Source organism: Ruegeria sp. C11 (assembly GCF_056537725.1).
Genome location: NZ_JBQFSB010000002.1, coordinates 551,728 through 573,551, shown reverse-complemented (window position 1 = coordinate 573,551; position 21,824 = coordinate 551,728). Strand labels below are relative to the sequence as shown.

The 21,824-nt window shown below is 52.6% G+C and carries 18 protein-coding genes; 8 read left to right on the top strand and 10 right to left on the bottom strand.

Going from position 1 to position 21,824, the window contains the following annotated elements:
• Positions 1-60: 60 nt before the first annotated feature.
• Together ACR0NA_RS05945 and ACR0NA_RS05940 are read right to left on the bottom strand one after the other, a co-directional pair.
• Complete coding sequence (locus tag ACR0NA_RS05945) at positions 61-867, bottom strand: Hint domain-containing protein (protein WP_480726966.1); 807 nt, start codon at positions 865-867, stop codon at positions 61-63.
• 471 nt (positions 868-1,338) lie between these two features.
• Positions 1,339-2,565: a RidA family protein gene (locus ACR0NA_RS05940; RefSeq protein WP_480726963.1), complete on the bottom strand. Its 1,227-nt coding sequence runs from the start codon at positions 2,563-2,565 to the stop codon at positions 1,339-1,341.
• 312 nt (positions 2,566-2,877) lie between these two features.
• On the opposite strand from ACR0NA_RS05940, the gene ACR0NA_RS05935 reads away from it, so the two are divergent.
• On the top strand, positions 2,878-3,582 hold the full coding sequence (locus tag ACR0NA_RS05935) for an ArsR/SmtB family transcription factor (protein ID WP_480726961.1): 705 nt from the start codon (positions 2,878-2,880) through the stop codon (positions 3,580-3,582).
• A gap of 80 nt (positions 3,583-3,662) precedes the next feature.
• Positions 3,663-4,106 carry a YqfO family protein gene (locus tag ACR0NA_RS05930; RefSeq protein ID WP_480726957.1) on the top strand — a complete coding sequence of 148 codons (444 nt, stop codon included), beginning with the start codon at positions 3,663-3,665 and terminating at the stop codon, positions 4,104-4,106.
• A gap of 368 nt (positions 4,107-4,474) precedes the next feature.
• Here the strand turns inward: ACR0NA_RS05930 and ACR0NA_RS05925 are convergent, their stop codons facing one another.
• The 3 genes from ACR0NA_RS05925 to ACR0NA_RS05915 form a co-directional block, all read right to left on the bottom strand.
• Positions 4,475-5,740, bottom strand: coding sequence for a flavin monoamine oxidase family protein (locus tag ACR0NA_RS05925; RefSeq protein WP_480726954.1), 1,266 nt, complete (start codon positions 5,738-5,740; stop codon positions 4,475-4,477).
• Positions 5,741-5,867: 127 nt separating this feature from the next.
• Positions 5,868-6,131: a hypothetical protein gene (locus tag ACR0NA_RS05920; protein ID WP_480726952.1), complete on the bottom strand. Its 264-nt coding sequence runs from the start codon at positions 6,129-6,131 to the stop codon at positions 5,868-5,870.
• Positions 6,132-6,133: 2 nt separating this feature from the next.
• Entirely contained in the window at positions 6,134-7,348 is a 1,215-nt protein-coding gene (locus tag ACR0NA_RS05915) for an aromatic ring-hydroxylating oxygenase subunit alpha (protein ID WP_480726950.1), read from the bottom strand.
• A gap of 460 nt (positions 7,349-7,808) precedes the next feature.
• Here ACR0NA_RS05915 and ACR0NA_RS05910 point away from each other — a divergent pair, with 460 nt between their 5' ends.
• The 5 genes from ACR0NA_RS05910 to ACR0NA_RS05890 all read left to right on the top strand — a co-directional run bounded on the left by ACR0NA_RS05910 (position 7,809) and on the right by ACR0NA_RS05890 (position 12,584).
• Positions 7,809-8,918 (top strand): extracellular solute-binding protein, encoded by a 1,110-nt coding sequence (locus ACR0NA_RS05910; protein WP_480726948.1) that lies wholly within the window; start codon positions 7,809-7,811, stop codon positions 8,916-8,918.
• An 87-nt stretch (positions 8,919-9,005) separates the two neighbouring features.
• Positions 9,006-10,148: an ABC transporter ATP-binding protein gene (locus ACR0NA_RS05905; protein WP_480726946.1), complete on the top strand. Its 1,143-nt coding sequence runs from the start codon at positions 9,006-9,008 to the stop codon at positions 10,146-10,148.
• 50 nt (positions 10,149-10,198) lie between these two features.
• Complete coding sequence (locus ACR0NA_RS05900) at positions 10,199-11,107, top strand: ABC transporter permease subunit (RefSeq protein ID WP_480726944.1); 909 nt, start codon at positions 10,199-10,201, stop codon at positions 11,105-11,107.
• A complete protein-coding gene (locus ACR0NA_RS05895; RefSeq protein ID WP_170650620.1) occupies positions 11,108-11,950 on the top strand; it encodes an ABC transporter permease subunit in 843 nt (280 codons plus the stop codon).
• 1 nt (position 11,951) lies between these two features.
• Entirely contained in the window at positions 11,952-12,584 is a 633-nt protein-coding gene (locus tag ACR0NA_RS05890; RefSeq protein ID WP_170650619.1) for a TetR/AcrR family transcriptional regulator, read from the top strand.
• A 25-nt stretch (positions 12,585-12,609) separates the two neighbouring features.
• On the opposite strand, the gene ACR0NA_RS05885 is transcribed toward ACR0NA_RS05890, so the two are convergent.
• Positions 12,610-15,069, bottom strand: a complete 2,460-nt coding sequence (locus tag ACR0NA_RS05885) for a GcvT family protein (protein WP_480726941.1) — start codon at positions 15,067-15,069, stop codon at positions 12,610-12,612.
• Between the two features lie 186 nt (positions 15,070-15,255).
• Between ACR0NA_RS05885 and ACR0NA_RS05880 the strand changes: the two genes are divergently transcribed.
• Positions 15,256-16,035, top strand: a complete 780-nt coding sequence (locus ACR0NA_RS05880; protein ID WP_480726939.1) for a class I SAM-dependent methyltransferase — start codon at positions 15,256-15,258, stop codon at positions 16,033-16,035.
• 33 nt (positions 16,036-16,068) lie between these two features.
• Here ACR0NA_RS05880 and ACR0NA_RS05875 read toward each other — a convergent pair whose 3' ends face one another.
• The 4 genes from ACR0NA_RS05875 to ACR0NA_RS05860 are packed head-to-tail and all read right to left on the bottom strand — an operon-like array spanning position 16,069 to position 21,800.
• Entirely contained in the window at positions 16,069-17,448 is a 1,380-nt protein-coding gene (locus ACR0NA_RS05875) for an aminotransferase (RefSeq protein ID WP_480726937.1), read from the bottom strand.
• 13 nt (positions 17,449-17,461) lie between these two features.
• The gene (locus ACR0NA_RS05870; RefSeq protein WP_480726934.1) at positions 17,462-18,637 is read right to left on the bottom strand and encodes an aminomethyl transferase family protein; all 1,176 of its coding nucleotides are present in this window, start codon (positions 18,635-18,637) and stop codon (positions 17,462-17,464) included.
• Positions 18,634-20,166, bottom strand: a complete 1,533-nt coding sequence (locus tag ACR0NA_RS05865; RefSeq protein WP_480726930.1) for a phytoene desaturase family protein — start codon at positions 20,164-20,166, stop codon at positions 18,634-18,636. The genes ACR0NA_RS05870 and ACR0NA_RS05865 overlap by 4 nt, the downstream gene beginning before the upstream one ends.
• On the bottom strand, positions 20,163-21,800 hold the full coding sequence (locus ACR0NA_RS05860) for a phytoene desaturase family protein (protein ID WP_480726928.1): 1,638 nt from the start codon (positions 21,798-21,800) through the stop codon (positions 20,163-20,165). Before ACR0NA_RS05860 ends, ACR0NA_RS05865 begins: the two co-directional genes overlap by 4 nt.
• Between the last annotated feature and the right edge of the window lie 24 nt (positions 21,801-21,824).

Sequence of the window (21,824 nt, the reverse complement as noted above, 5' to 3'; positions counted from 1 at the left end):
AAACCGCCGGCCCCGGAAACCATCGTTCAAATGGACCAAAGGCCAGTCATACACTAACAATCAAATTGGACCACACAAGTGGGGCTGATCACCAGGGTGGAAACTCTCCGAAAGCGCATCTTCGGCTAAGATGATCTCGTGTTCTTCAAACAATATGTGAAAATATTCTACTTCGGTCGCAGGGTACTGATAGATCGTATCGCAATTCACAAGGTGCTTTGCTGCTGCAAGGACACATTGCTGACCGAAAAAGAGTTCTGCCCGCCATTCACAAATTAACATGCGATGCTGTGGGGACACCACCAGATCTCTTGACGGTACGTTCTTGCCCAATGCGCCTGCTCGAATGCAAATCGGCCGTAGTTTCGGGTTCAACCTTAGATCAACGGCATTGAGTTTTCGCGAACCTATCCATCGAATTGGTTGAAAACCGTGATCCATTGTCTGAACCAAATCACCGGGTTTTAGAAACTCAATTGGTCGTTTGTTCGTGTCGGTTTGAATAAGCGTTCCTGATACGAAGCACGGTATGATGTAATCGCCGCGGTCAAGGTCACCTTCCTTGATTGAATCCGGCGGAACGTCCACTACGCCTTCAGGAGTGAAAACCTTCCATTGACCCGTATTGGGCCCAGTACTTGGAACGGTTTCTACCACTATCCAAGTGCTAGTGCCGTTTGTGAATGTGCCATTGAATGTGCCAATAGTAACTCCGTTTTCAAGGATTGGCTCCCCGAACTCGAATACATTGTTTGCGTTGCTGTCGGTTAGAACTCCGTCTGTTGAGTCAAAAGAACCCTGCTTGTAGTTCGAGCTGTTTCCGGCCTCTTCGTAAAAAAATGAAGATGTGAAGTCTAAGGATGCCATTTAAACGCTCTTACCCAAGAGGATATATTGATATTTGAATATTCTATGATTTAGCTCTCTAATCAAGTTTCCAAAGGCCAGCGACAATTCTGCTCGGTGAATTGTTTCATGCCCAACCGCTATTCATATTTCCTTGGGAAGTTCGCGCATCAAACCGGAAGCATACTGCAGTATTAGATCTTCAGTCTCGGACCGGCCGCTTTGGGCTCACAGCGGTCGTTCTTTGCGGCCTGCCTCAGCTGGCCGAACGGGCCCAAAGCGGTCGTCAGCAACCTGGCAGCCGTTCGCCGGTGCAACATGCAACGAATGGAGCTAAGCAGGCGCCCCCTGTTCGGGCTACTCGCAGTCTCCACAATCTCCGATCACAAACACTGAATCTTCATACGAGGTGCCAAAGTCGCTTCAGAGCGCTTCCCGGGGCGGTCTGGGTGTAACGTCTCGCAGATTAGAGTTGTATCCTTTGATGTAAATTCACGTTTCCATATTGTTCTCGAGCATGGCAATTACCTCTATCTCGATCACCATGTCTTCGTAGACCAGATTGGGCACCGGGATGCCTGTCGTCGCTGGGCCGGGTGCAGTGTAGGAATTGGAGCGGATCAGCAGGTTTTCGTGTAGCGCTTCGGCTGAGGCACTGCCTTGATAGAAGGTGGTGACCTTGACCACATCATCTAGAGTGGCCCCGAACTCATCCAAAACGCGAGCCACATTCTCCATCGCGATACGGGTTTGGGCGACCATGTCGCCGGGCTCCAACACCTCAGCTTGCGTATCCAGTGCCACCTGGCCGCCCACATGGATGAGTTGGCCGGAACCGACTCCGTGTTTGTAGGGCAGTGCGGCGGTCCAATTCCAGTGCCCGTCAGGCCAGATATGGCGGATTCGGCGCGCTCCGGGAGCACAGGCGGTCGCGGCGATGCGTGTGGTCAACCCATCATGGGGAAAGGAAGGTACGGGAATGCCGGTGGGCGTCGGACCGGGATCAGGGAAATAATCGGCACGGATGCGGGCCGAAACTTCCCAATCTTCCGCCGTGCCGTCGCCAAGGTAGAACGTGTTGACCTTGACCACATCCTGCATCCCCGCACCTGCCACCTGAAGTGCGCAGGAGAGACGCTCCATCATCAATCGGGTCTGCACCACGATATCGCCGGGATAGGTGACCGATCCGTCGGCAGAGCGGGCGGTCATGTCACCGGTAAAGATCATGTCGCTGCATTTCACCACATGCGAGAAGGCCCTAGGTAGGGGCGACTGGGCGTCGAGATGGAAATTCTCGCGGGGCAGAGCGCTGCCATCAGGAGCTTGCATGGCGACACCTTCGATTTCGCACAGCATGTCAGGGTAGCAGAGTTCAGGCAGGTTGATCAGATTGACCACCGGTTTAACCTCATCTCCGATGATGTCGGCCAGAAGGTTCAGCAACCGGGCCTCATCACCCGCGTCACCGACGTAATATACAACCAGCCGCACCAGATCGGTGAAACCCACGCCAAGGTCGGTCAGAAGATCCTGCATATAGGTCATCGAATTACGCACTTGGGCATCCAGATCGCCGATATTGCGAACGGCTCCCTGGGAATCCAAATCCACCTGCCCGCCAGTAAAGACCATGTCGCCCGCACGCACTGCATGGTGGTGCGTCAGCGTTACCGGCCAATTCCAATGCCCCTCGGGAAAGCTGTATCGCCTGGTCATGGAGCGCCTCCTGGCTGTTCGATGCCAAGTAATCATGGAGCTGAAGATCTGGCCAGTGGTTTCTGGAACACGCATGTGCCGACAGCACAATGGTGGGGTTTGAGCCCAACGCTACCATTCCTGTGTGAGACGGATTTTGCGGGTGCGTTCGTCGGGTTGCGGCGCAAATTGGACATTGGAAGCGCCAGCGAGTTAAGACAGGTGAGCGGGACAAAACAGACGTTTGATCAGTGTCCGTTTTATAGCTCATTTCGTTCGCCATCGAACGGTTATTACTGGCTGCATTCGTTTTCTGTCCTTAATCTGTCTTGCATGGCAATCGAACCGAGACTGGACATAATCGGGGCCGCGCTCGCCGATCCCAGCCGATCCCGCATCTTGTGCGAACTGATGGACGGGCGCGCATTCACCAACAAAGAGCTGGCTTGTGCGGCCGAGGTTAGCCCGCAGACGGCGAGTGCCCATCTGAAGCAACTCGAAATTGCCGGTCTGACCTCTTCTTTGCGAAGCGGTCGGCATATTTATCACCAGGTGGCAAGTGCTGACGTTGCTCAGGTTCTGGAAGGATTGGCAACTCTGTCACCGACTGACCACTTGTCTCGGCCCGGCCGGATCGCGACAGACACACAACGCGCACGCAGTTGCTACAATCATATAGCTGGCAAGCTCGGTGTCCTGATGACGAAGCGCCTAGTTGCCCTTGACGTGCTGAATCTCAGAGATGACGCTTTGACATCCGGCCCTCGTTATCAAGATTTCCTCGATGATATCGGGATCGAGCCTCCACCTGTTTCATCGGGGAAACCTCCGGCAAAACTCTGCCTTGATTGGACAGAGCGTCGGCACCACATTTCCGGCCCGCTGGCCACAGCGATCATGCAGAAGTCACTGACGGCGAACTGGTTGAAGCGCAGGACCGGTAGCCGCGCCCTTACCATTTCCGACGACGGTTTCGATGCGCTCGAACGCTGGTTCGGCCTGAGCAGACAGACTCTGGACGGCTCGGGTGACACCTGACGGTTCGGCCGATAACGAACCGTCATTTTTCAGAACATCGCCAAAACGAGCTATTTCGGCAGAAACTGCTGGAGATAAACATGACATTGCCCAAACTCAAAAATGACAGGTTCGTTCCTGAAAACGGTCTGCGGATCGTCGTCCAGGTGCCCGATACACACGTGCAAAAGATCATTGACGCGGTTCTGGTCGACGACGCTCTGGAGTATGGCGACTACGATTGCGTCACCTATCGGACCGCGCCGGGAATTCAACAATTCAGATCACTGGGGAGTGGGCGCAACACGGCAACCAAAAAGGTTGTCGAAGTGCCCTGTGTGGAGCTGTCTTTCTTTCTGAGCAGTGACGAAGCCAAAACCGTGCAGGTTCTAAGAAACATCTATTCATCACACCCCTACGAAGAGCCGGTGATCCTCGTAGAGCCGTGCATACGGACGCTCCATATTCGGGGAATGGACGAGGACAATCCTAACAGGTTCTGGAACAACCAGGCCGAAGACTGGGTGCCAAAAGAGCACCGGTAGGTGAGGGTGAACCCAGCAATCACCGAACACCAACGAATTAATAGGAAGAGCTCGCAGTGGCCATTCATTGCAGCGAGTATCAAATTGGTGGTTTCAAGCCAACAGCCGCAATTTCAGTGAAACTTGCATGCTGCAGGTGCATTGGGCCACTTCAGCCCAAACCCGACATTCAAAGTCAGGCTTTGCACTTTCCGATAGGTAACGCTGACTTGACGCTTGAGTGTGAGTTCGGGCGGCTGACTGATAGCTTGATCTGAATTGGCCGCCGAATATGCAAAAGCCAAGTTTAGCTTTGCGACTTTTCTCGAAAGGTTTGTTCGATATTCTAATTTTATTCCACTTGCTGGAACAAATCGATTGCCAGGTGTTCAGCGTAACTGCGCCAAAACATCTTCCGCGACCCTTAATCCCTCTAGGTGGGCTCCACTGACCGAGCATTGTTGGTTGGGATGCGTCGCTTCGCCGGCGAAGTGCACCCACTCAGCATGAGACTGGCGTAAGACAGCGCGTTTGTTGTGACCTCCTGGCTTGGCTCCAGCGTAAGAACCACGCACATAAGGTTCATCCCGCCAGGCGGTCGCGTGCCCCTTGATGAAGTCCTTTCTGATGGCCGTACCAAAGAAACCAACCAGAGTATCGAGCGCGTGCTCTATGGCACTTTCAGGCCCAGAGTCCTGTAAGTCTCTGGAAAAGCTTCCAGAGCTTTCAAAGCTGGTTAGACCGGTGTTTGAGATGTTGCAAAGAAAACCGCCACCACGGGCCACGCCCGACGCGTCGGGTTCTAAGTGATATGTCAGCCAAGTATCGGGTTGCACTGGCAACGCGTTGGGTCGGAAAAGGAGGCCTGCGTGATTGTAGTCGCCCATTGTGATAAGCTCGAGCGCTGCCCGCCGGTCGGATCCGAGCGGGGGATCAAAGCGAATGATGTCTTCGGCTAGGACCCCGACGGAAGCTGTTACGACTACGGTGCGAGCTTTGATGTTGCCCGTAGACGTAGTTATTTGCACGCCATCCGCGAGAGATTTTATTTCTGTGACTGGGGTGCCCAGTTTGATTGGCAGACCCCGCGCAGTGCATGCAATGAGATGTCCAAAGCCTTCACGGCAAAACCAGTCGTCACCGCCTTCCCAGGCACTGATGTCACGCAGCGATGTGTCCGGCAAGTCTCTGGCAATCGACAACGCAAATGTCATCGCTGCCGTAAAGGACCAAGTTCCCTTGTTTTCCCAAATATCGGCCAGGGACCGATCTGTTGGAATTCCGGTGCTTGACTCAATTTCTGCATCGATGCGCGCCGCCTCATTTATCGCGTTATGAATTTCATCGACTTCGTCCCAAAGAACGGCATCATCATCCAAGCCATATGTCGTCGCGTTGTCCGGGGCCGCATAGAGATCGAGACCAAGTGCGAGACCCGGTGCTTTAAGAGCGTTTACATGTTCGGTGTGCATCCAATGCGCACCCATGTCGAACGGGACACCAAAGATTTCCGTATCCGTGTGTGTACGCCCTCCGACGCGGTTGGATGCCTCGACGCAGACAACCGAGAGACCTGCCGATTTGAGAGCGCGAGTAGCTGCGATTCCCGCTGCTCCGGCACCAACGACAACGACGTCAAAGTCATGAGCTTTCAATGATATCGCTCCAACAAATAAAGTGGCCTGAGAGACAATTTCCGGAGTGAGCTTCCGCTTTTTCGGCTTCGTGAGACCCTACAAGGATCTGAATTTTCAAAGAATTTTGTCATTTGCGCGAAAGCAGTCATGCGTCGGTGCTTGAATTCAAAACGCAAACCAATTCTGGAATCGAAACACCCTCGTATCTGGCCAGATCGAGCGGGTCTTCTGCGTCAAGCTTGCTGCATCTTCGGTATATTTCCAGCATTTCAGAAGAAAGTTTGCCGTTCTTAAAAAAATACATGGCTGCAGCATATCTTGTGGCGCCAGAGCCGGGCGTTCCGATAGTCGTTGTCAGGAACTGCCTTTGAGTTTCTGCTTCCGACGTTTTGAAGATTCCTTTAGTCACGATTACTGCTCAGCAGACATCGCATCATTCAACGAGGCAACTTCATCCTCTCCGGGCGTTACTTCAGAGTTATATATGGGCAGTATTTTCCTCAAATGGTCGTGATGAGATCGCACGCCATACTCCAGATCAGAGAGATAGAAGCCTTCGAAAGCCTCTGAGGCCATGGCTTCGTTGGACCATATCGTCAACTGAATATCTTCTTCCACTGTTTCTCGATCAATCCTGGCGGCAAGGTACCGTGCCGCTCTTTGTTGGCGGTCTTCGTTCGGGTTTCGGTATGTTGCGCTTCGAAGAATGGACTTTTCTGTCGTGACGGGAAATTCTTGATAAAACAGGGTTGTCTCAGGTGTGACGGCTATTACTGCATTTGGGAAAATACCGTAGTAGAGCCAAGTTTTGTGCAAGTGCTCAGGCAAATGAGGCTGTGGCTTGGTGAATTTCTTGTAGTTGCGAACTGCCCACCTACGGCCCTTCGTCGGAGTGAATTTTCCATCAGAACGTGAGACGCCATCGACATAAGGTTCGTCTGAATAGGTCGAGCCATATAAATCCTGAAGGGCCGGGTGCGCGAGCGGGACGTGATACCCTTCGTTGTCGACATCTCGGATCGATTTCCAGTTTACCGGGGTCTCCTCAGTCCAGAGTCCGTCCGTCGGAACATGTTCAGCCATTTTGTAGGCAGAGATTTCCTGTTCAATCGGGGCCAGTAGTTCCGCTACCGATGGCTGGGGACCGGGTTTGAAACGGACAAAGACGAATCCTTGCCAGATTTCCATTTCGATTTCTTTCAGGCCAAACTCGTGCTTGTCTAGATCGGGGAAGGACTCCGGGCGAGCGGCGCCACGCAACGTTCCATCAAGATTGTAAACCCAGCCGTGAAATGGGCAGACCAGAGCGTTTGTGCATTTTCCTTGCTCTTTGGAGACGAGCCGAGAGCCGCGATGACGACAAACGTTTAAAAACGCTCGGATGTCTGAATTGTTAGCTTTCAAGATCAGAGCGCGTTCGCCGCACATGTCAAAACACAGGAAACTACCGGGTTCCGGAATATCCGAAATGTGACAGGCTATTTGCCAGTGAGTTTTGAAAAGTTCGCTTTTCTCGAGTTCAAGGAGAGCAGCGCTGTGATAGCTCCACCCGGGCAGCCCGCGCCGGTCCCAATTTGCGGGAACTTCGGTGTTTCTGGCTTCGTCACGCATCAGAACAATCCGCATAGTTTTGACTTGGTCAGTCAGTGTTTCAGATGGGTAGGCGAATCCAAGGATACAATCTTGGTTGTTCCACTGGATCAGCCGTCCTTCGAGTGATTGTAGGTGTCGCCCAATTTTTATTGCACGTCAACAGTTTCTGACTGAATGGTCATTCAGAAAAGGATGTGTGACAGTTCCTGTGGTTCTTTTTGGACCAGCAATTTTCACTACTTATGTATAAGTTTTGCGCAAATTAAATGGTTTATGAGAATTTGATCAAAATTAGATCGGCTGAGCTTGACAGTAGAGATTTCATCAGACTACCGTTCTGAATGGCCAGTCAGATAAAGCAAGATGATTGGGGAGGGATGGGGTGCAAAATGATCGCGCCCGCAACACGGGGCGCGATCATTCGAAATAAAGACTAATCAGACAAAGCAAGCGAAACTGCTGCTGCCACCACTCAGGGAGAGGAAGCGAAATTATGAACTCAATCAGGAAAGTTGCTGGGATTACAGTTTTAGCAGTAACGGCCACTACAATTTCGGGATCGGTATACGCGCAAGAGCGTGTGTTGAAGGTTACGAATTGGGGAGAGTACATCGCTGAAGACACTATCGAGAACTTCGAAAAAGAATACGGTATCAAGGTAATTTATGATCCGTATGACTCTGCCGAAGCAATTGATGCCAAGCTGCTGGCAGGGAACAGCGGATATGACGTGGTTAGTCATGCCGGCAGTGATACGGCTCGGCTGATTAAGGCAGGTATTGTTGCCCCGCTCGATATGTCGAAGCTGGATAACATAAAGCACATTGATCCGGCCATTATGGAACAGCTGGCTAGCGAGTGGGATCCAGGCAACCAGCACTTCATTCCGTATATGTGGGGAACTCACGGGGTCACATATAACGAAGAACTGGTGAAAGAGACTTATCCCGACGCTCCCATCGGGTCGATGGATATGGTGTTTGATCCTATGCACATGAAAGAATTGTCCAAGTGTGGTGTTTCATTCTTGGATTCTCCGGGCGACATTATACCGATGGCTTTGGCGCATATGGGGTTGGATCCGAATTCCACGAATGCGGAAGACTACGAGAAGGTCGGAGCAATGCTGGCTGAAATTCGGCCGTACATCAAAACCTTCGATAACTACGCATATCAAAGGATGCCTCAGAAAGAGTTCTGTGTCTCAACCACTTGGGGGCCGGATGGTCTTCTTGCGATGTCCGGCGCAGCTGAGGCCGATACTGGTGTCGTGTTAGACTTCTTCTTGCCCGAAGGTGATCGCACAGCGCAACTGTGGATAGATGGTTGGCTGATCCCTGAAGACGCCGCCAACAAAGAAGACGCTCATCTTTTCTTGAACTACATGATGCGACCCGAGGTTGGGGCCAATGATAGTAACTTTACCTGGTACGCGACCGCCAACCTGACGGCCAAGCCAATGATTGATGAGGCTGTCACCTCCAGCCCGGCTGCCTTTCCAACATCAGATCAGGTTGCCAAGATGTACACAACTGCGGTTCTTCCTCCCAAGGTCGAGCGTTTGCAGACGCGTACCTGGACTGACTTCAAGGCCGGAAATTAATCCACTCACTGTGGCAGGTGCAGCAGCAAACCCCGTCGGATCGCTGCTGCATCTTCCAAACCATACTGGCAGACTGCGAGGCCCAAATTGACTGTTTCCACAACTGTCAGTCCAGCACCTTGGCTCGAGCAAAAAGAGCAGCAACCCTTGGTTCAAATCAGAGGTGTAACCAAGAAATACGGTGAAGTGACTGCCGTCGATAACGTCGATCTGGATATTTATAAGGGAGAGTTATTCTGCCTTCTGGGAGGATCAGGATGCGGAAAGTCGACACTGCTTAGAATGCTTGCAGGGTTTGAGGATTTGAATGCAGGCACAATTACGATCGACGGCGTTGATATGGCCGATGTGCCCGCCTACGAACGTCCAACCAACATGATGTTCCAAAGCTATGCGTTGTTCCCGCATATGACCGTTGAAAAAAACGTGGCTTTCGGGTTGGAACAAGACCATGTTCCCAAGTTCGACATAGCGGACAGGGTTCACGACATCCTTAAGCTCGTAGAGTTGGAAGATTTCAAAAAGAGAAAACCCAAGCAGTTGTCTGGCGGACAACGCCAGCGCGTTGCGTTGGCACGGGCCTTGGTCAAACGTCCCAAGCTTCTACTCTTGGATGAACCTTTGGCTGCACTAGACAAAAAACTGCGCAAGCAAACACAGTTTGAGCTTGCTAACATTCAGGACAAAGTCGGTGTCACTTTTATTGTTGTGACCCACGATCAAGAGGAAGCGATGACCTTGTCTTCGCGAATGGCAGTCATGGACGCGGGTCGTTTCAAACAGATTGGAACGCCGACAGAGATCTACGAGTTCCCTGAGTCCCGCTTTGTCGCTGACTTTATCGGATCCGCAAATATTTTTGAGGGCAGGGTAACAGAGGATGGGGCGGACCATGTTCGAGTCGAGACCGAGTTCTGTGAAGTTTTCATTGATCACGGTCATTCGGTCAAAGTTGGCAGCAAGATTTGGGTTGCGTTGAGGCCTGAGAAAATTCGCCTTGAGAAATCGGATGAACCTGTTGCGGGCCGCAATCAAACCTCTGCTGTAGTCGACGACGTTGGTTACTTGGGTGAGACCTCGATCTATAAGGTAAGGCTTCCCAATGGGGAGATCTTCGATGTCACCATGCCCAACCAATCGAGACCGACACACGAAACGCAGCGAATTACCTGGGAAGACAAGGTGAATATCAGCTGGGATCCGTCCAGCGCCATGTTGCTCCATTCATGACTGATTTCACGGAGGATATACCTGAATCGCTTCCGGTTGAACGGCAGCCCATGCTCCGTCTGGTAATGCGGCGCATACAAAACAGATGGCGCCAGATCGTTACCGTAATACCCTTCTTTTGGCTGCTTGTTTTCTTTCTGGCGCCGTTCTTTATTGTCGCCAAAATAAGCTTGGCTGAACTTGCCATCGCAAGCCCCCCGTTCACCAGTTTGATTGAGTGGACGGACAGCGGGATCGTAACGATCCGTCTGGTGTTCGACAATTTTATCTACATCTGGGAAGACAGCTTATACTTTGACACTTACGTCAATTCACTTAAGATTTCAGTGACTTCCACGTTCTTCTGTCTCTTGTTTGGTTACCCAATCGCCTATGCAATCGTGCGATCGGGGCCTGTCGCAAAGCCACTATTGTTGTTTGCGATAATTCTACCGTTTTGGACGTCCTTCTTGTTGCGGGTCTATTCGTGGATGGGGTTGCTTGCGGATCAGGGCACGATCAACAATCTTCTGATAGCGATGGGAATAATCGACGAGCCGATCCGTATGCTATACACGGAATTCGCCGTCTATATCGGGATCGTCTATACCTATATGCCGTTCATGATCTTGCCGCTCTACGCGAATATGGAGAAGTTGGACAACAGCCTGAACGAAGCTGCTGCAGACCTTGGATCCCGGCCAACGAACACATTCTTCAAAATCACGTTGCCGCTGACGATGCCGGGTATCGTTGCCGGTTCACTGTTGGTCTTCATCCCTGCAACCGGGGAATACGTTATCCCTGATCTGTTAGGGGGCGGAAACGTGCAGATGATTGGCAGGGTTCTCTACAACGAATTCTCTAGAAACAGTGACTGGCCTGTTGCCGCGGCGGTGGCGATTGTTCTGCTGTTTATTCTGGTGCTGCCTATCATGGTGTTCCAGCACTACCAAGGCAAAGCATCTGAGGAGCAATAAATGTACGCCAAACGCTCCCGCTTTTTGACCATCATGCTGACCGTGGGATTGGCATTCTTTTACATCCCGATGATCCTGTTGGTCATTTACTCATTCAACTACTCCAAGCTCGTTCCCGTTTGGGGCGGATGGTCTTTGCGCTGGTACAAGGAGCTTTTTCAATCTGCCGAAGTCTGGAGTGCTGTCTCGCTCAGTCTTCAGATTGCTGTTGTGAACGCGACCTTTGCGACAGCGCTCGGTACCTTGGCAGGGCTGGCCATGGTGCGATTTGGCCGGTTCAAGGGGCGTACTTTGTTTGGTGGCATGTTGGTCGCGCCTTTGGTCATGCCCGAGGTGATAACCGGATTGTCCTTGTTGGTTTTCTTTATTTCCCTGAACCAGCTGATCGGTTGGCCGGCTGAGCGCGGTTTTGCGACGATTACGATCGCGCATATTACCTTTTCCATGGCCTATGTTGCGGTAACAATTCAGGCGCGATTGACCGGGGTGGGACAAACTTTGGAAGAAGCGGCTGCCGATCTTGGTGCAAAACCATTCAAAGTCCTGACCGCCATCACAATCCCGCAGCTGACACCAGCCCTTATTTCAGGATGGCTATTGGCGTTTACCCTGTCTCTCGATGATCTGGTCATAGCAAGTTTTGTTACTGGACCAGGTGCAAATACCTTGCCAATTTTGATCTTTTCGCGCATTCGACTAGGCCTCAGGCCGGATATCAATGCGCTGGCGACCATCATGATCCTTGTGATCGCCATTTGTGTCGCTATCGCCGCTATAGTTATGTTCCGGCAACAAAGGGCGGATTTGCTGGACAGGCAAATGGCTGAACGAGAGGAGAGTTAATTTGGAGACGCATGAGCTTCAAAAAAAACGACGCACCGAACCTCCTGAAGTTCGTCGCTTGCAGTTGATTATGGCAGCCATAGACTCGATCGCAAAGCGTGGGTTTTCTGACACGACACTAAAACACGTGACTGAAACGGCCAATCTGTCCCATGGCGTTGTGAATTATCACTTCGACAGCAAGGAAGCATTGTATGACGCTGCGCTGGGCTTCCTTGCACAAGAACACTATGAGAATTGGCTGAAATCTTACGACGCTGCGGAACCCACAGCCGCGCACAGGCTGGCTGCCATCATTGGAGCGGATTTTGACAAAAGCATCTGCACCCACAAGCGCTTGGCTGTCTGGTTTGCCTTCTGGGGGCAAGCGAAATATCGTCCTAATTATTTGAAAATACATAATAAATATGACAACGAGAGATACGACCGAATTCTGCAATTGTGTGGTGAATTGATCGCCGATGGTGGTTACGACGACCTTGACCCGGATAAAACAGCCCGGGCTGTAGAGGCGATGTCTGATGGGGCCTGGCTCAGCTTGGTGTTGTATCCCAAGGTGGCTGATCGGCGGGAGTTCAGGGATGTTTGCATGCTTTCGCTATCGCGGTTTTTCCCAAAACACTTTCCAGTCTGAACTAAAAGTATCGAACAGTAGTGCTTCAGCACTTAATCTTTTGCATGCCGGGGTCATAAAGCGACTTTAACGAGGCGGTCGCATCGTATTTCTTGTCTGCGATTTCAATCTGCCATCGCCCCGTTGCGATTACGTCTGCAGTTAGCGGCTCTTCGATTTCTGCAAAACCAATACCGACAGCAGCACCGAGAGTGTGCCCATATCCTCCAACTTGAATATATCCGACTTCCTTGCCGTTTAGATAAATCATCTCGTTGCCGTACATGAGAGGCTCTGGGTCTTTGAGCAGGAACTGCAACATTCGGTTCTTGGGCGTGCCTTTTGCTTTGATCGCGGCTAGTGCATCCCTGCCGATGAATCCATCGGGTTTGCCCAATTTGATGGCAAAGCCAAGTCCGGCCTCAATCGGGTTGTCTGTGTTGTCCACATCAATTCCGAAATCACGGTAAGCCTTCTCGAGCCGCAGGGAATTAAGGGTTTGCATTCCGGCATTGCGAACGCCCAAATCACGACCTGCATCCATAATCAGATCGTATGTCTGTACTGCCTGAGTGGTAGGTACGTGAAGTTCCCAGCCGAGTTCGCCGATAAAGGTTACGCGATAGGCCATAACCACGGCGTAACCAATGTCGATTTCTCGAGCAGTCATGAAGGGAAAACCTTCGTCCGACAAATCAGCACCGGATATTCTACTCAATAGTTCGCGTGACTTTGGACCGTGAACGTTGATCTGGCAGCGTCCTGCGGTGATGTCTGTGATAACTACGCACTCATCGTCCAGAATGTGCCGTCGCATGCGCATTTCAGTATGGCCCGCCGAGTTTTCACCCACGATGACCCAGTATTTCTGATCGGATAGTCGGGTAACTGTAAGGTCTGCCTCAAACCCACCTCGTTCATTTACCCAGGCTGTGTAGACGACACGACCGGGGTCAACATCAACTTCATTGCAAGAAAGGCGAGAGAGAAGGGCGCATGCATCTGGGCCTTCGACGCTGAAGCAAGCCATTGATGTCATGTCCATTACGATGACATCCTCGCGTGCTGTCCTGTGTTCTTCAGCGTGCCATTCAAACCAATTCTGGCGATGCCAACTGTATTTTTCGACCTTGGCTTGTTCGGGCGTCGGAGCAAACCAATCAGGTTGCTCCCAACCATTTCCTTCGCCGAAAAAGGCTCCGGCCTGTTTGAGACGGTCATAGAGCACTGAACGCTTAATGTTCCTGGCCGTCTTGTAGTTCTCATTGTGGTAGTGCTGGCCAAAGAGCTTTCCCAGCAATTCAGGTGTTCTGTCGCGTCGAAAGGCCGGTGTCGCCATTTCACGCGAGAAGCGATTGACGTTTATGCCGGTGACATCGATTGGCGGCAAGCCGTCCACCATCCAATGGGCCAATACCATCCCTGTGCCCGCGCCATTCAGGATGCCAAGTGAGTTCATCCCACATGCAACCCAAAGATTGCGCAGTTCAGGCGTTGGGCCAACAAGTGGTGCAAGATCAGGTGTAAAGCTTTCTGGTCCGCAGAAGAGTTTTTTGACGCCGTAGTTCATGGTGTCTGGCACGCGTGAATAGGCCTTCTCCAGATCGGGCCCAACACGTTCCCAGTCTGGCTCAATCTCTCCAAATTGCCATTCATCCGGGATACCATCGAGCTTCCAAGCCGCAGCGCCGGGTTCAAAAAGCCCCAACATCATCCCCCCGACTTCTTCACGGTAATATGTGTAAGTTGAAGGGTCTTCCAGAACCGGCAGATCGCGAGGTAGGCCCGGGATACTTTCCGTTATCAGGTAGTAATGTTCAGCTGCCTGGAGGGGTAGATTTACACCGTGTTTGGCGCCCAGTTGGCGAGACCACATGCCACCGCATATCACAACGTTTTCGGCTGTTATGGTGTGACCAATAGCGGTACGGACTCCTGTCGCGGTGCCGTTTTTGGTCAAAATCTCCTCGACCCGCACGCCTTCGAAGAAACGCGCGCCTCTGTTTTTGGCTCCCTTGGTCAGAGACATTGTCACGTCCACCGGGTTGGCCCGCCCGTCCTCCGGAATAAGGAATGCTCCAACGACGTCTGAGAGGTCCCCAATAGGGAACATATCCTGCGCTTCTTTTACTGAGACTTCGTGGTTGTTTATTCCAAAACGCCGCATGAAGGCTGCAATCCTGCGCATTTCGTGCAGGCGTTCTTCGTTGGTTGCAATTTGCAGATACCCGACATCACGGAAACCTGTGGATATACCGGTTTCCTTCTCAAGGTTCGCATAAAGGTCTCGACCGTGCGTGTAGATGGCGCACTCAGCTTCCGACTTGAGAAGGCCGGCTACAATCAGGCCTGCGGCATGCCAAGTCGTTCCTGATGTTAACTGCCCCTGTTCCAGAACTGCAACATCGGTATGGCCGAGCTTAGTCAGGTGGTAGGCCGTGTTCGCGCCAATGGATCCCCCTCCAATAATCACGGTTTGGACGTGCGTCGGTAGGGTGTTGTCCATAGCGGGAAAATCCTTTCTTGGCGTTCGTTTCCCCGAATATCACTCAACACGCTTAATGTCTATTGACTGAATGATCATTCAATTAAGATCATGTCACTGACCTTCGATTTCGCAATAAAGCTTGTCTGAACAGGGAGAAAAGGCTTCACTACAGTGATTGACTGACAATCAGATGCGGGGAATCCTATGTCAGACGAAATCCTTTATGACCGACAGGCGATCAACTTTCTGGAGGAACTTTGGGGAGAGGGGTTTCTTTCACCGGGAGGTCCTGAAGAAGTTGCCAGAGTCGTTGAAGGAGTTGATCTGAAGGATAAGCATATCCTTGATATCGGTTGTGGTTCTGGGGCCATCGCGGTGTTGATGGCAAAGGAATTCGGCGCTGCTAGTGTGACGGGTATCGATGTAGAGGCCCCAGTCTGTGCCGCAGCGAGAGTGCGAGTTAGGCAGGCGGGTCTGGAAGGAAAGGTCGAGATCCTAGAGGTCACCCCGGGGCCAATGCCATTCGAAGATGGTACTTTTGACGTCGTGTTTTCAAAGGATTCGATCATCCACATCCCCGACAAAGTCGCGATGGCTGCGGAAGCCTATCGTGTACTCAAACCAGGCGGTCATTTCGCTGCTTCTGACTGGCTGACCAATCATGATGGAGAAATGTCACCTGAAATGGTGCACTACGTAAAGATGGAAGCCTTGGAGTTTCAGATGGCGTCGCCCACTAAGTACCGAGCTGCTATGGAATTGGCTGGCTTTGAAGACGTGGAGTTAGTCAACCGTAACCCATGGTATGCTCAAGTATCTGCTGCGGAACTTGAGGAATTGACGGGGCCAAACCGGGCTGACTGGGAAGCCCGGCATGGCGCGGAGTTTATCGAACACCAAATCGAGATCTGGGACGCCATGCAGCCGGTGCTGAAAACCGGAGAGCACTGCCCACATCACATCCGTGGTCGGAAACCAGCCTGAACTGACTGGTAACTTGTCTTAGCGCGGCGATTGTTATGCGCCGTAATCCTTGCTGACCCGCTCCATCCCGGCTTCCATAATGTCGAACATTTCGTCTATCTGAGAGGGAGTGATAATAAGGGGCGGTGAAAACACGGCCATGTTTCCAAATGGGCGCAATAGCAATCCCATCTCCTCGCACGCATCGTCCAGTTTCTGCCCGAACTTAACATGCGCTTCGTAGCTCTCGGCGTTCAGTCCGGGGCGGCATTCTATACATCCAAGAAGCCCGTCACCGCGCACATCACCAACTATTGGGAATTTTTCCTTGATTTGATGTAGGCGTTCCTGGAAATGGGGTGTGGCGCGTTGAACGTGTCCCAGAATATCCTCGCGATCCATGATTTCGATGTTTTTGATTGCGGCCGCGCAACTCACCGGGTGCCCTGAATAGGTATAGCCATTATAGAAAACATCATCGCCCGGTGCTTCGGCAATTCGTTTCATTACTGCGTCCGAGATTACGCAGGCGCCTAGCGGCAGATAGCCCGAGGTTAAACCTTTTGCGCATGTAATAATGTCAGGGATGATGCCAAAAACGTCTTCTGAGGCGAACCAGTGGCCCAGCCTGCCAAAGCCGGTTACGACTTCATCCGAAATGTACAGAATGTCGTTTGCCCGGCAAATTTCGAGCGTGCGCTTGTGGTAACCCGGAGGCGGAACGATAACACCGCCGGAACACAGGATCGGTTCAGCTATAAAAGCGGCAATACGGTCCGCGCCTATGTCGGCAATCAGGTTCTCAAGGTCAGCAACTTTGGCGTCGCACCAGGCATCAACACTCATCCCTTCTGGCCGGTGGTAAGGATTCACGTCGGGAAGGAAGCGCACCAGATCCTGAGCTTTTTCAAAGCTTGTTTCGAAACGCTCTTTCCCAGTGACAGTAGCGGCTAGAAAAGTGGATCCGTGGTAGCCTTTTTCCCGGCCGATCACGATTCTCTTTTCCGGTCGGCCAAGCCGTTTGTTCATGAAAAGCGCTGTTCGCAGTGCGGTATCAACAGCCGTTGACCCACCTGTTGTGAAGTGCACCGTGTTCAGATCGCCTGGTGTGCGTTCTGCGATCATTCGTGCCAAAACGGCTGCGGGCTCAGTCGTAAACGACCAGGGCGATGCGTAAGGCATCTTCATAACCTGTTGGGAAATGGTATCGGCCATTTCCTGACGCCCGTATCCGATCTGTGTGCACCACATACCGCCGGGGCCATCGATATAGCGCTTCCCGGCAGCATCCCAAAGGTAGATACCATCCGCTGTATTTACCCGCATGTACTCGTCGGACCCAAAGCCATCGGTTCCAGCCCAAGGATGTAGGTGATGGTCGCGATCCCAAGCGACAAGGTCGCCGTCGGTTGGTGTATTGCCTAGGGTATTCACGTCTGCTTCTCCTTTAGGTGCGGGCCGGTGGCGTAGCACGTGCGCGGGGCGGTGCGAAAAAGGCTGTGGTGACAGGTGTAAGGCGCGCCATTCTGGTGTCCCATTTGCCTTCTTGCAGAGTGTAAATTTCCGCCTTTAAGCCGGATGACCGGCCTGCATCCGGCATACGGACATGCGCCAGCGCGATGTTGCGTTTGGCGGTCGGCGACCATATTCCGGACGTTATGTGTCCAATTTCTTTTTTGCGTCGATTGTAGATCAATGACCCTTCCGAGGGTTTGAATCCTTCGACATCGAAACGCATGAGGAGGCTTCTTGGAGTTTCTCGCTTGGACAGCAACTCTCGCCGGCCATTGAAATGACCTTTGTTGAAGTCGACTAGCCGACCCAAGCCGAGTTCGAAAGGTGTTTGACCTCGGTGCAACCGCTCGGTCGCATGAACTGGTTGGAAATCCACGCCTGCAGTCAGAAATCCAGCTTCGATGCGGGCCAAATTTACAGCTTCGTACCCAATGGCGCGTAATCCCCGATGTGCGCCACCTTTCCAAATCCTGTCCCAAAGCACTTCTGCCTTGTCCCAGTCGCACCAGAGTTCGTATCCTAAATCACCGGTAAAACCCGTCCGCGAAATCATGAGGCCAGGGTCCGTCTGGATTAGATCGAATGGCTTCAGTGTGCTGACATCTATCCCGGCGGCTTCCAAAACTGCATAGGACGTCGGACCCTGCAACGAAAGTCCAGCAACACTGTGAGTTTCGTCGACTACTGAAACGTCAAAACCCCATGCTGCGTCTAGTAACCATGTCAGCATTTGTTCCTGACAGCAAAGGCGCCAATCGTTGTCGCCAAGGTGGAAAAGAGTCCCGTCATCGATGACCATCCCCTCTTCATCACACCAGATTGCGTACCCCACGCGACCCACGCCGATTTTTTGGACGTCTCGTGTCACTAGGCGATTGAGCATCGCGGTCGTGTCCGGCCCGGTCAATCGGTACTTGTGCATTGGTGAGATGTCGAACAAGGACGCCTGATTGCGCAGCGCGAAGTACTCGAATTCGACACTGTCCAGCACACCCGGTGCGGCATAACCCGCCCAATCGTACCAATTTTGCGCGCGATTTTGCTCTTCAAGTTTTTTGTGGAACGGCCCAGGGATCAAGCCTAGTTTCGGATCGGTAAAGATGCTCATGGCTGAGCCTCCAGCGCTGCCAGCGCCGCGTTGCGACCAGCGAGGCCCATGACATCACCACCGGGGTGCGTTGCTGCACCGCATTGGAACAGCCCTTTCGGCCCCATGGAGTATCTGGCCATCCCGTTCGCGGGCCGAAGTGTCAGCAGCTGGTCCAACGACATTTCCGCATGGTGCCAGTGGCCCCCTGGCGCTCCGGTCGCGCTTTCGATTTGATCCGGTGTTATGACCTGTTTGCCTGCGATTTGATCACCCAAGCCGGGCAGGGCACGGCTAAGAGTTTCAACTGTGATTTGCGCAAGCTGTTCCTTGGCAGTCTCGGTCCAACCGCCTTCAAGGTCAGATGGCGCATATTGCACTATGGTTGACAGCCAGCTTGCCCCATCGGCTGTCTGCATTTTGAAGGCTTCAATCACTGGTGCTTTAGACATTTGACGATACTTAGCTGGATTAAACGCAGCTTCGACGTACTCCACAGAGGGGGCATAGATCAGACGTTCGTGGGTTAGTTCGTTAGGCAGGCCGGGCAGGGAGGAGCCGTCCTTTAGCTCTAGGTTGACTTTAGCCGCTGTTCCACGAGCCCGAATATTTCGAACTCGCCGCATCGTTTCGATGTCAAAAGCAGAGGGTCCGGTCAATTGGCCTGTTAGTCTTGGGGCGAGGTTGCTGAGCACAATGGGCGCGGTCAAAGTTCGTCCATCAGTCGTTACAACGCCAGAGACTGCGTCTTCGTCCAGCAGAATGCGGGAAACCTCAGTTTCCGGCATCAGCACGCAGCCGGTCTTTTGCGCAGCTTCAACCATCAAATCGGTCAGCGCGGACATCCCACCTGCCGGTTGGGTGATGTTACCTCCGTGACCCAGCCGATAAATCAGATTGAAAACAGTGCCCGGAGATCGCGGACCGGTTGCTGACCCCCAGATTGCATCAGCGGCAGGCATTCCAGCCACCGGCCCTTCAGGCAAGTCATCTAGGATAATGTCGTGGACATTAGATAAGACGACCTGCAGGAAACGCCTCATTTCAGATTTACCCAGCCTTTTCAGGCCGATGCCCAGTTTTGCAAGGCGCAAAAATTCGTTGAGCCCACCCCGCGAAAGGATAGCTTTTTGACCGCCGGGTGGTGGTGCCTCGGCGAGTTGACGCAAAAGGCCTCCATACGTAATCAACTGCTGTGTCAGATCGGACCAGGCGTTGGATTCCGGGTGTTTTGTCCCGTCGCTCCAGTAAACGCCTTCGTTCCTGAAGACGATGTGCCGTCCATCCTCAGACAGAGAGACCGTGGAGACGGGTTCGCTGGACAAGACAGGGTGTTGAGGATCTAAGCCGATGTCGCTCAAAACCCGCGGGCTCAGGTTGTATAGCGAGTGGGCGAGAGTTGGGCCACCGTCCACAGAATATGACGCCATGCCGCCAAACCTGTTGGATTTCTCAATGATACAGACATTCTTGCCGCGTTGACCGAGTAGTGTTCCGGCAATCAGGCCGTTTACACCGCCGCCAATGACAATGGCATCAAATTGACTCATGCGGCATACCCCGTCATTCGGCCATGCCGTGTTTCTTTCCTAAGAATTGCGCGGGCAGCGTTTGCACCGGGTGCCCCCATAACCCCTCCGCCTGGATGGGCGGATGAACCGCACAGATAAAGTCCCTTGATAGGTAGGCTGTACTGAGACCAACCCGGGACTGGCCGATTAAAGAAAAGCTGATCAAAAGTCAGTTCGCCTTGGAATATGTTACCTTCCGTCAGACCGACCTCGCGTTCGATTTCCAAAGGTGAACGAACTTCCATATGAACAACGCGCTCACGAATGTCAGGACAAGCCACAGACATCTGGTCGAGTACAGTTTCTGCCATCGCACTGCGCTGCTTTTCGTCCCAATTTTCTGCTGATCTAACGCCGTCGACTTCCAGATCATAAGGAGCATATTGGACGAAAACGGTCATCATGTGGGCACCTGTTGGCGCCATAGTCGGATCAATCTGGCTAGGGATTAGCATGTCGATATAGGGCTTCTCAGACCAGCGCCCGACTTTCCAATCATCATAAGCCTTTTCAAGTTCGAAGAGGCTTTGTGACACATGCAAATCGCCCCTTAGGAAGCTGGTGTGCTCAGGTGCGGCGGGGAAATTTGGAAAGCGGTCAAGGGCTATGTTGAGTTTCGCCGAAGAGCCACGAATTTTGAAGTTTCGAACCGCCTTGGTGAAGTCATCCGGCAACTCAGCCATGTCAACGTGATGCAGAATAGTGCGTTTGATATCCATATTGGATGCGACGACGGGGGCATAAAAAACCTTGCCGTCCTCAAGAGCGACGCCTTCAACGCGCCCATCTTTGCTGAGGATTTTCTCGATCCCCGAACCTGTGTGGATCGTACCCCCGTGATCTTTGAAAGAGGCTGCAATGGCATTCGAAATCGCGCCCATTCCACCGCGAGCGAAACCCCAGGCACCAATGCCTCCGTCAATGTCACCCATGTAGTGGTGCAGCAGCACATAGGCCGTGCCGGGTGAGTACACCCCAAGGCCGGTGCCGATAATCCCGGAGCCAGCCAAATGGGCCTTGATCAGGTCGTTCTCGAAGTGTTCATCCAGAAAGTCACCAATGGACATTGTCCAGAATTTCAGTGTTTCACCGAGTTCCCTACTTCCCAGCCCATGTGCCTTTTTGACTAGATAAGCCAGTTCGCTGAGATCGCGTGGACGGAGCGAAGTGGGGTCCGGTGCGTCACGAAGCAGAAATGGACGGATAAAACGGCACTGCCGCATGATGGCTTGGGAATATCCGCGATAGGCGTCGGCATCTCGCGCAGAATGGCGCGCCATCTCGCGCTTTAAGGCGTTGTGATCGGAATAATAGGCGAAGTAATCTCCGTCGCGTGTGAAGCTCGCACCGCCCTCGTAGGGAATAACCTGAAGCCCGTATTTCGGTAGCTCGAGGTCCCGGGCGATCTCGCGCCTGAGAAGGGAACAGACGTACGAGCAATTCGAGTATGTCCATCCCTCGTGCAGCGACCGGCTGACTGCAGCGCCTCCAATCCAGTCGTTCTTTTCGACCACCAAAACACGCATGCCAGCCCGTGCCAAATAGGCTGCGGCAGTCAATCCGTTGTGACCAGCACCAGCCACAATCACGTCGTATTTGTTCTCAACCGTCAAATTTTTCCATCCCTTTCTCTCTCG

Bases quoted from the DNA above. Each gene is read 5' to 3' on its own strand.
- ACR0NA_RS05945 (WP_480726966.1), bottom strand. From the start codon at position 867: ATGGCATCCTTAGACTTCACATCTTCATTTTTTTACGAAGAGGCCGGA.
- ACR0NA_RS05940 (WP_480726963.1), bottom strand. From the start codon at position 2,565: ATGACCAGGCGATACAGCTTTCCCGAGGGGCATTGGAATTGGCCGGTA.
- ACR0NA_RS05935 (WP_480726961.1), top strand. From the start codon at position 2,878: ATGGCAATCGAACCGAGACTGGACATAATCGGGGCCGCGCTCGCCGAT.
- ACR0NA_RS05930 (WP_480726957.1), top strand. From the start codon at position 3,663: ATGACATTGCCCAAACTCAAAAATGACAGGTTCGTTCCTGAAAACGGT.
- ACR0NA_RS05915 (WP_480726950.1), bottom strand. From the start codon at position 7,348: ATGCGGATTGTTCTGATGCGTGACGAAGCCAGAAACACCGAAGTTCCC.
- ACR0NA_RS05910 (WP_480726948.1), top strand. From the start codon at position 7,809: ATGAACTCAATCAGGAAAGTTGCTGGGATTACAGTTTTAGCAGTAACG.
- ACR0NA_RS05900 (WP_480726944.1), top strand. From the start codon at position 10,199: ATGCTCCGTCTGGTAATGCGGCGCATACAAAACAGATGGCGCCAGATC.
- ACR0NA_RS05895 (WP_170650620.1), top strand. From the start codon at position 11,108: ATGTACGCCAAACGCTCCCGCTTTTTGACCATCATGCTGACCGTGGGA.
- ACR0NA_RS05885 (WP_480726941.1), bottom strand. From the start codon at position 15,069: ATGGACAACACCCTACCGACGCACGTCCAAACCGTGATTATTGGAGGG.
- ACR0NA_RS05880 (WP_480726939.1), top strand. From the start codon at position 15,256: ATGTCAGACGAAATCCTTTATGACCGACAGGCGATCAACTTTCTGGAG.
- ACR0NA_RS05870 (WP_480726934.1), bottom strand. From the start codon at position 18,637: ATGAGCATCTTTACCGATCCGAAACTAGGCTTGATCCCTGGGCCGTTC.
- ACR0NA_RS05865 (WP_480726930.1), bottom strand. From the start codon at position 20,166: ATGAGTCAATTTGATGCCATTGTCATTGGCGGCGGTGTAAACGGCCTG.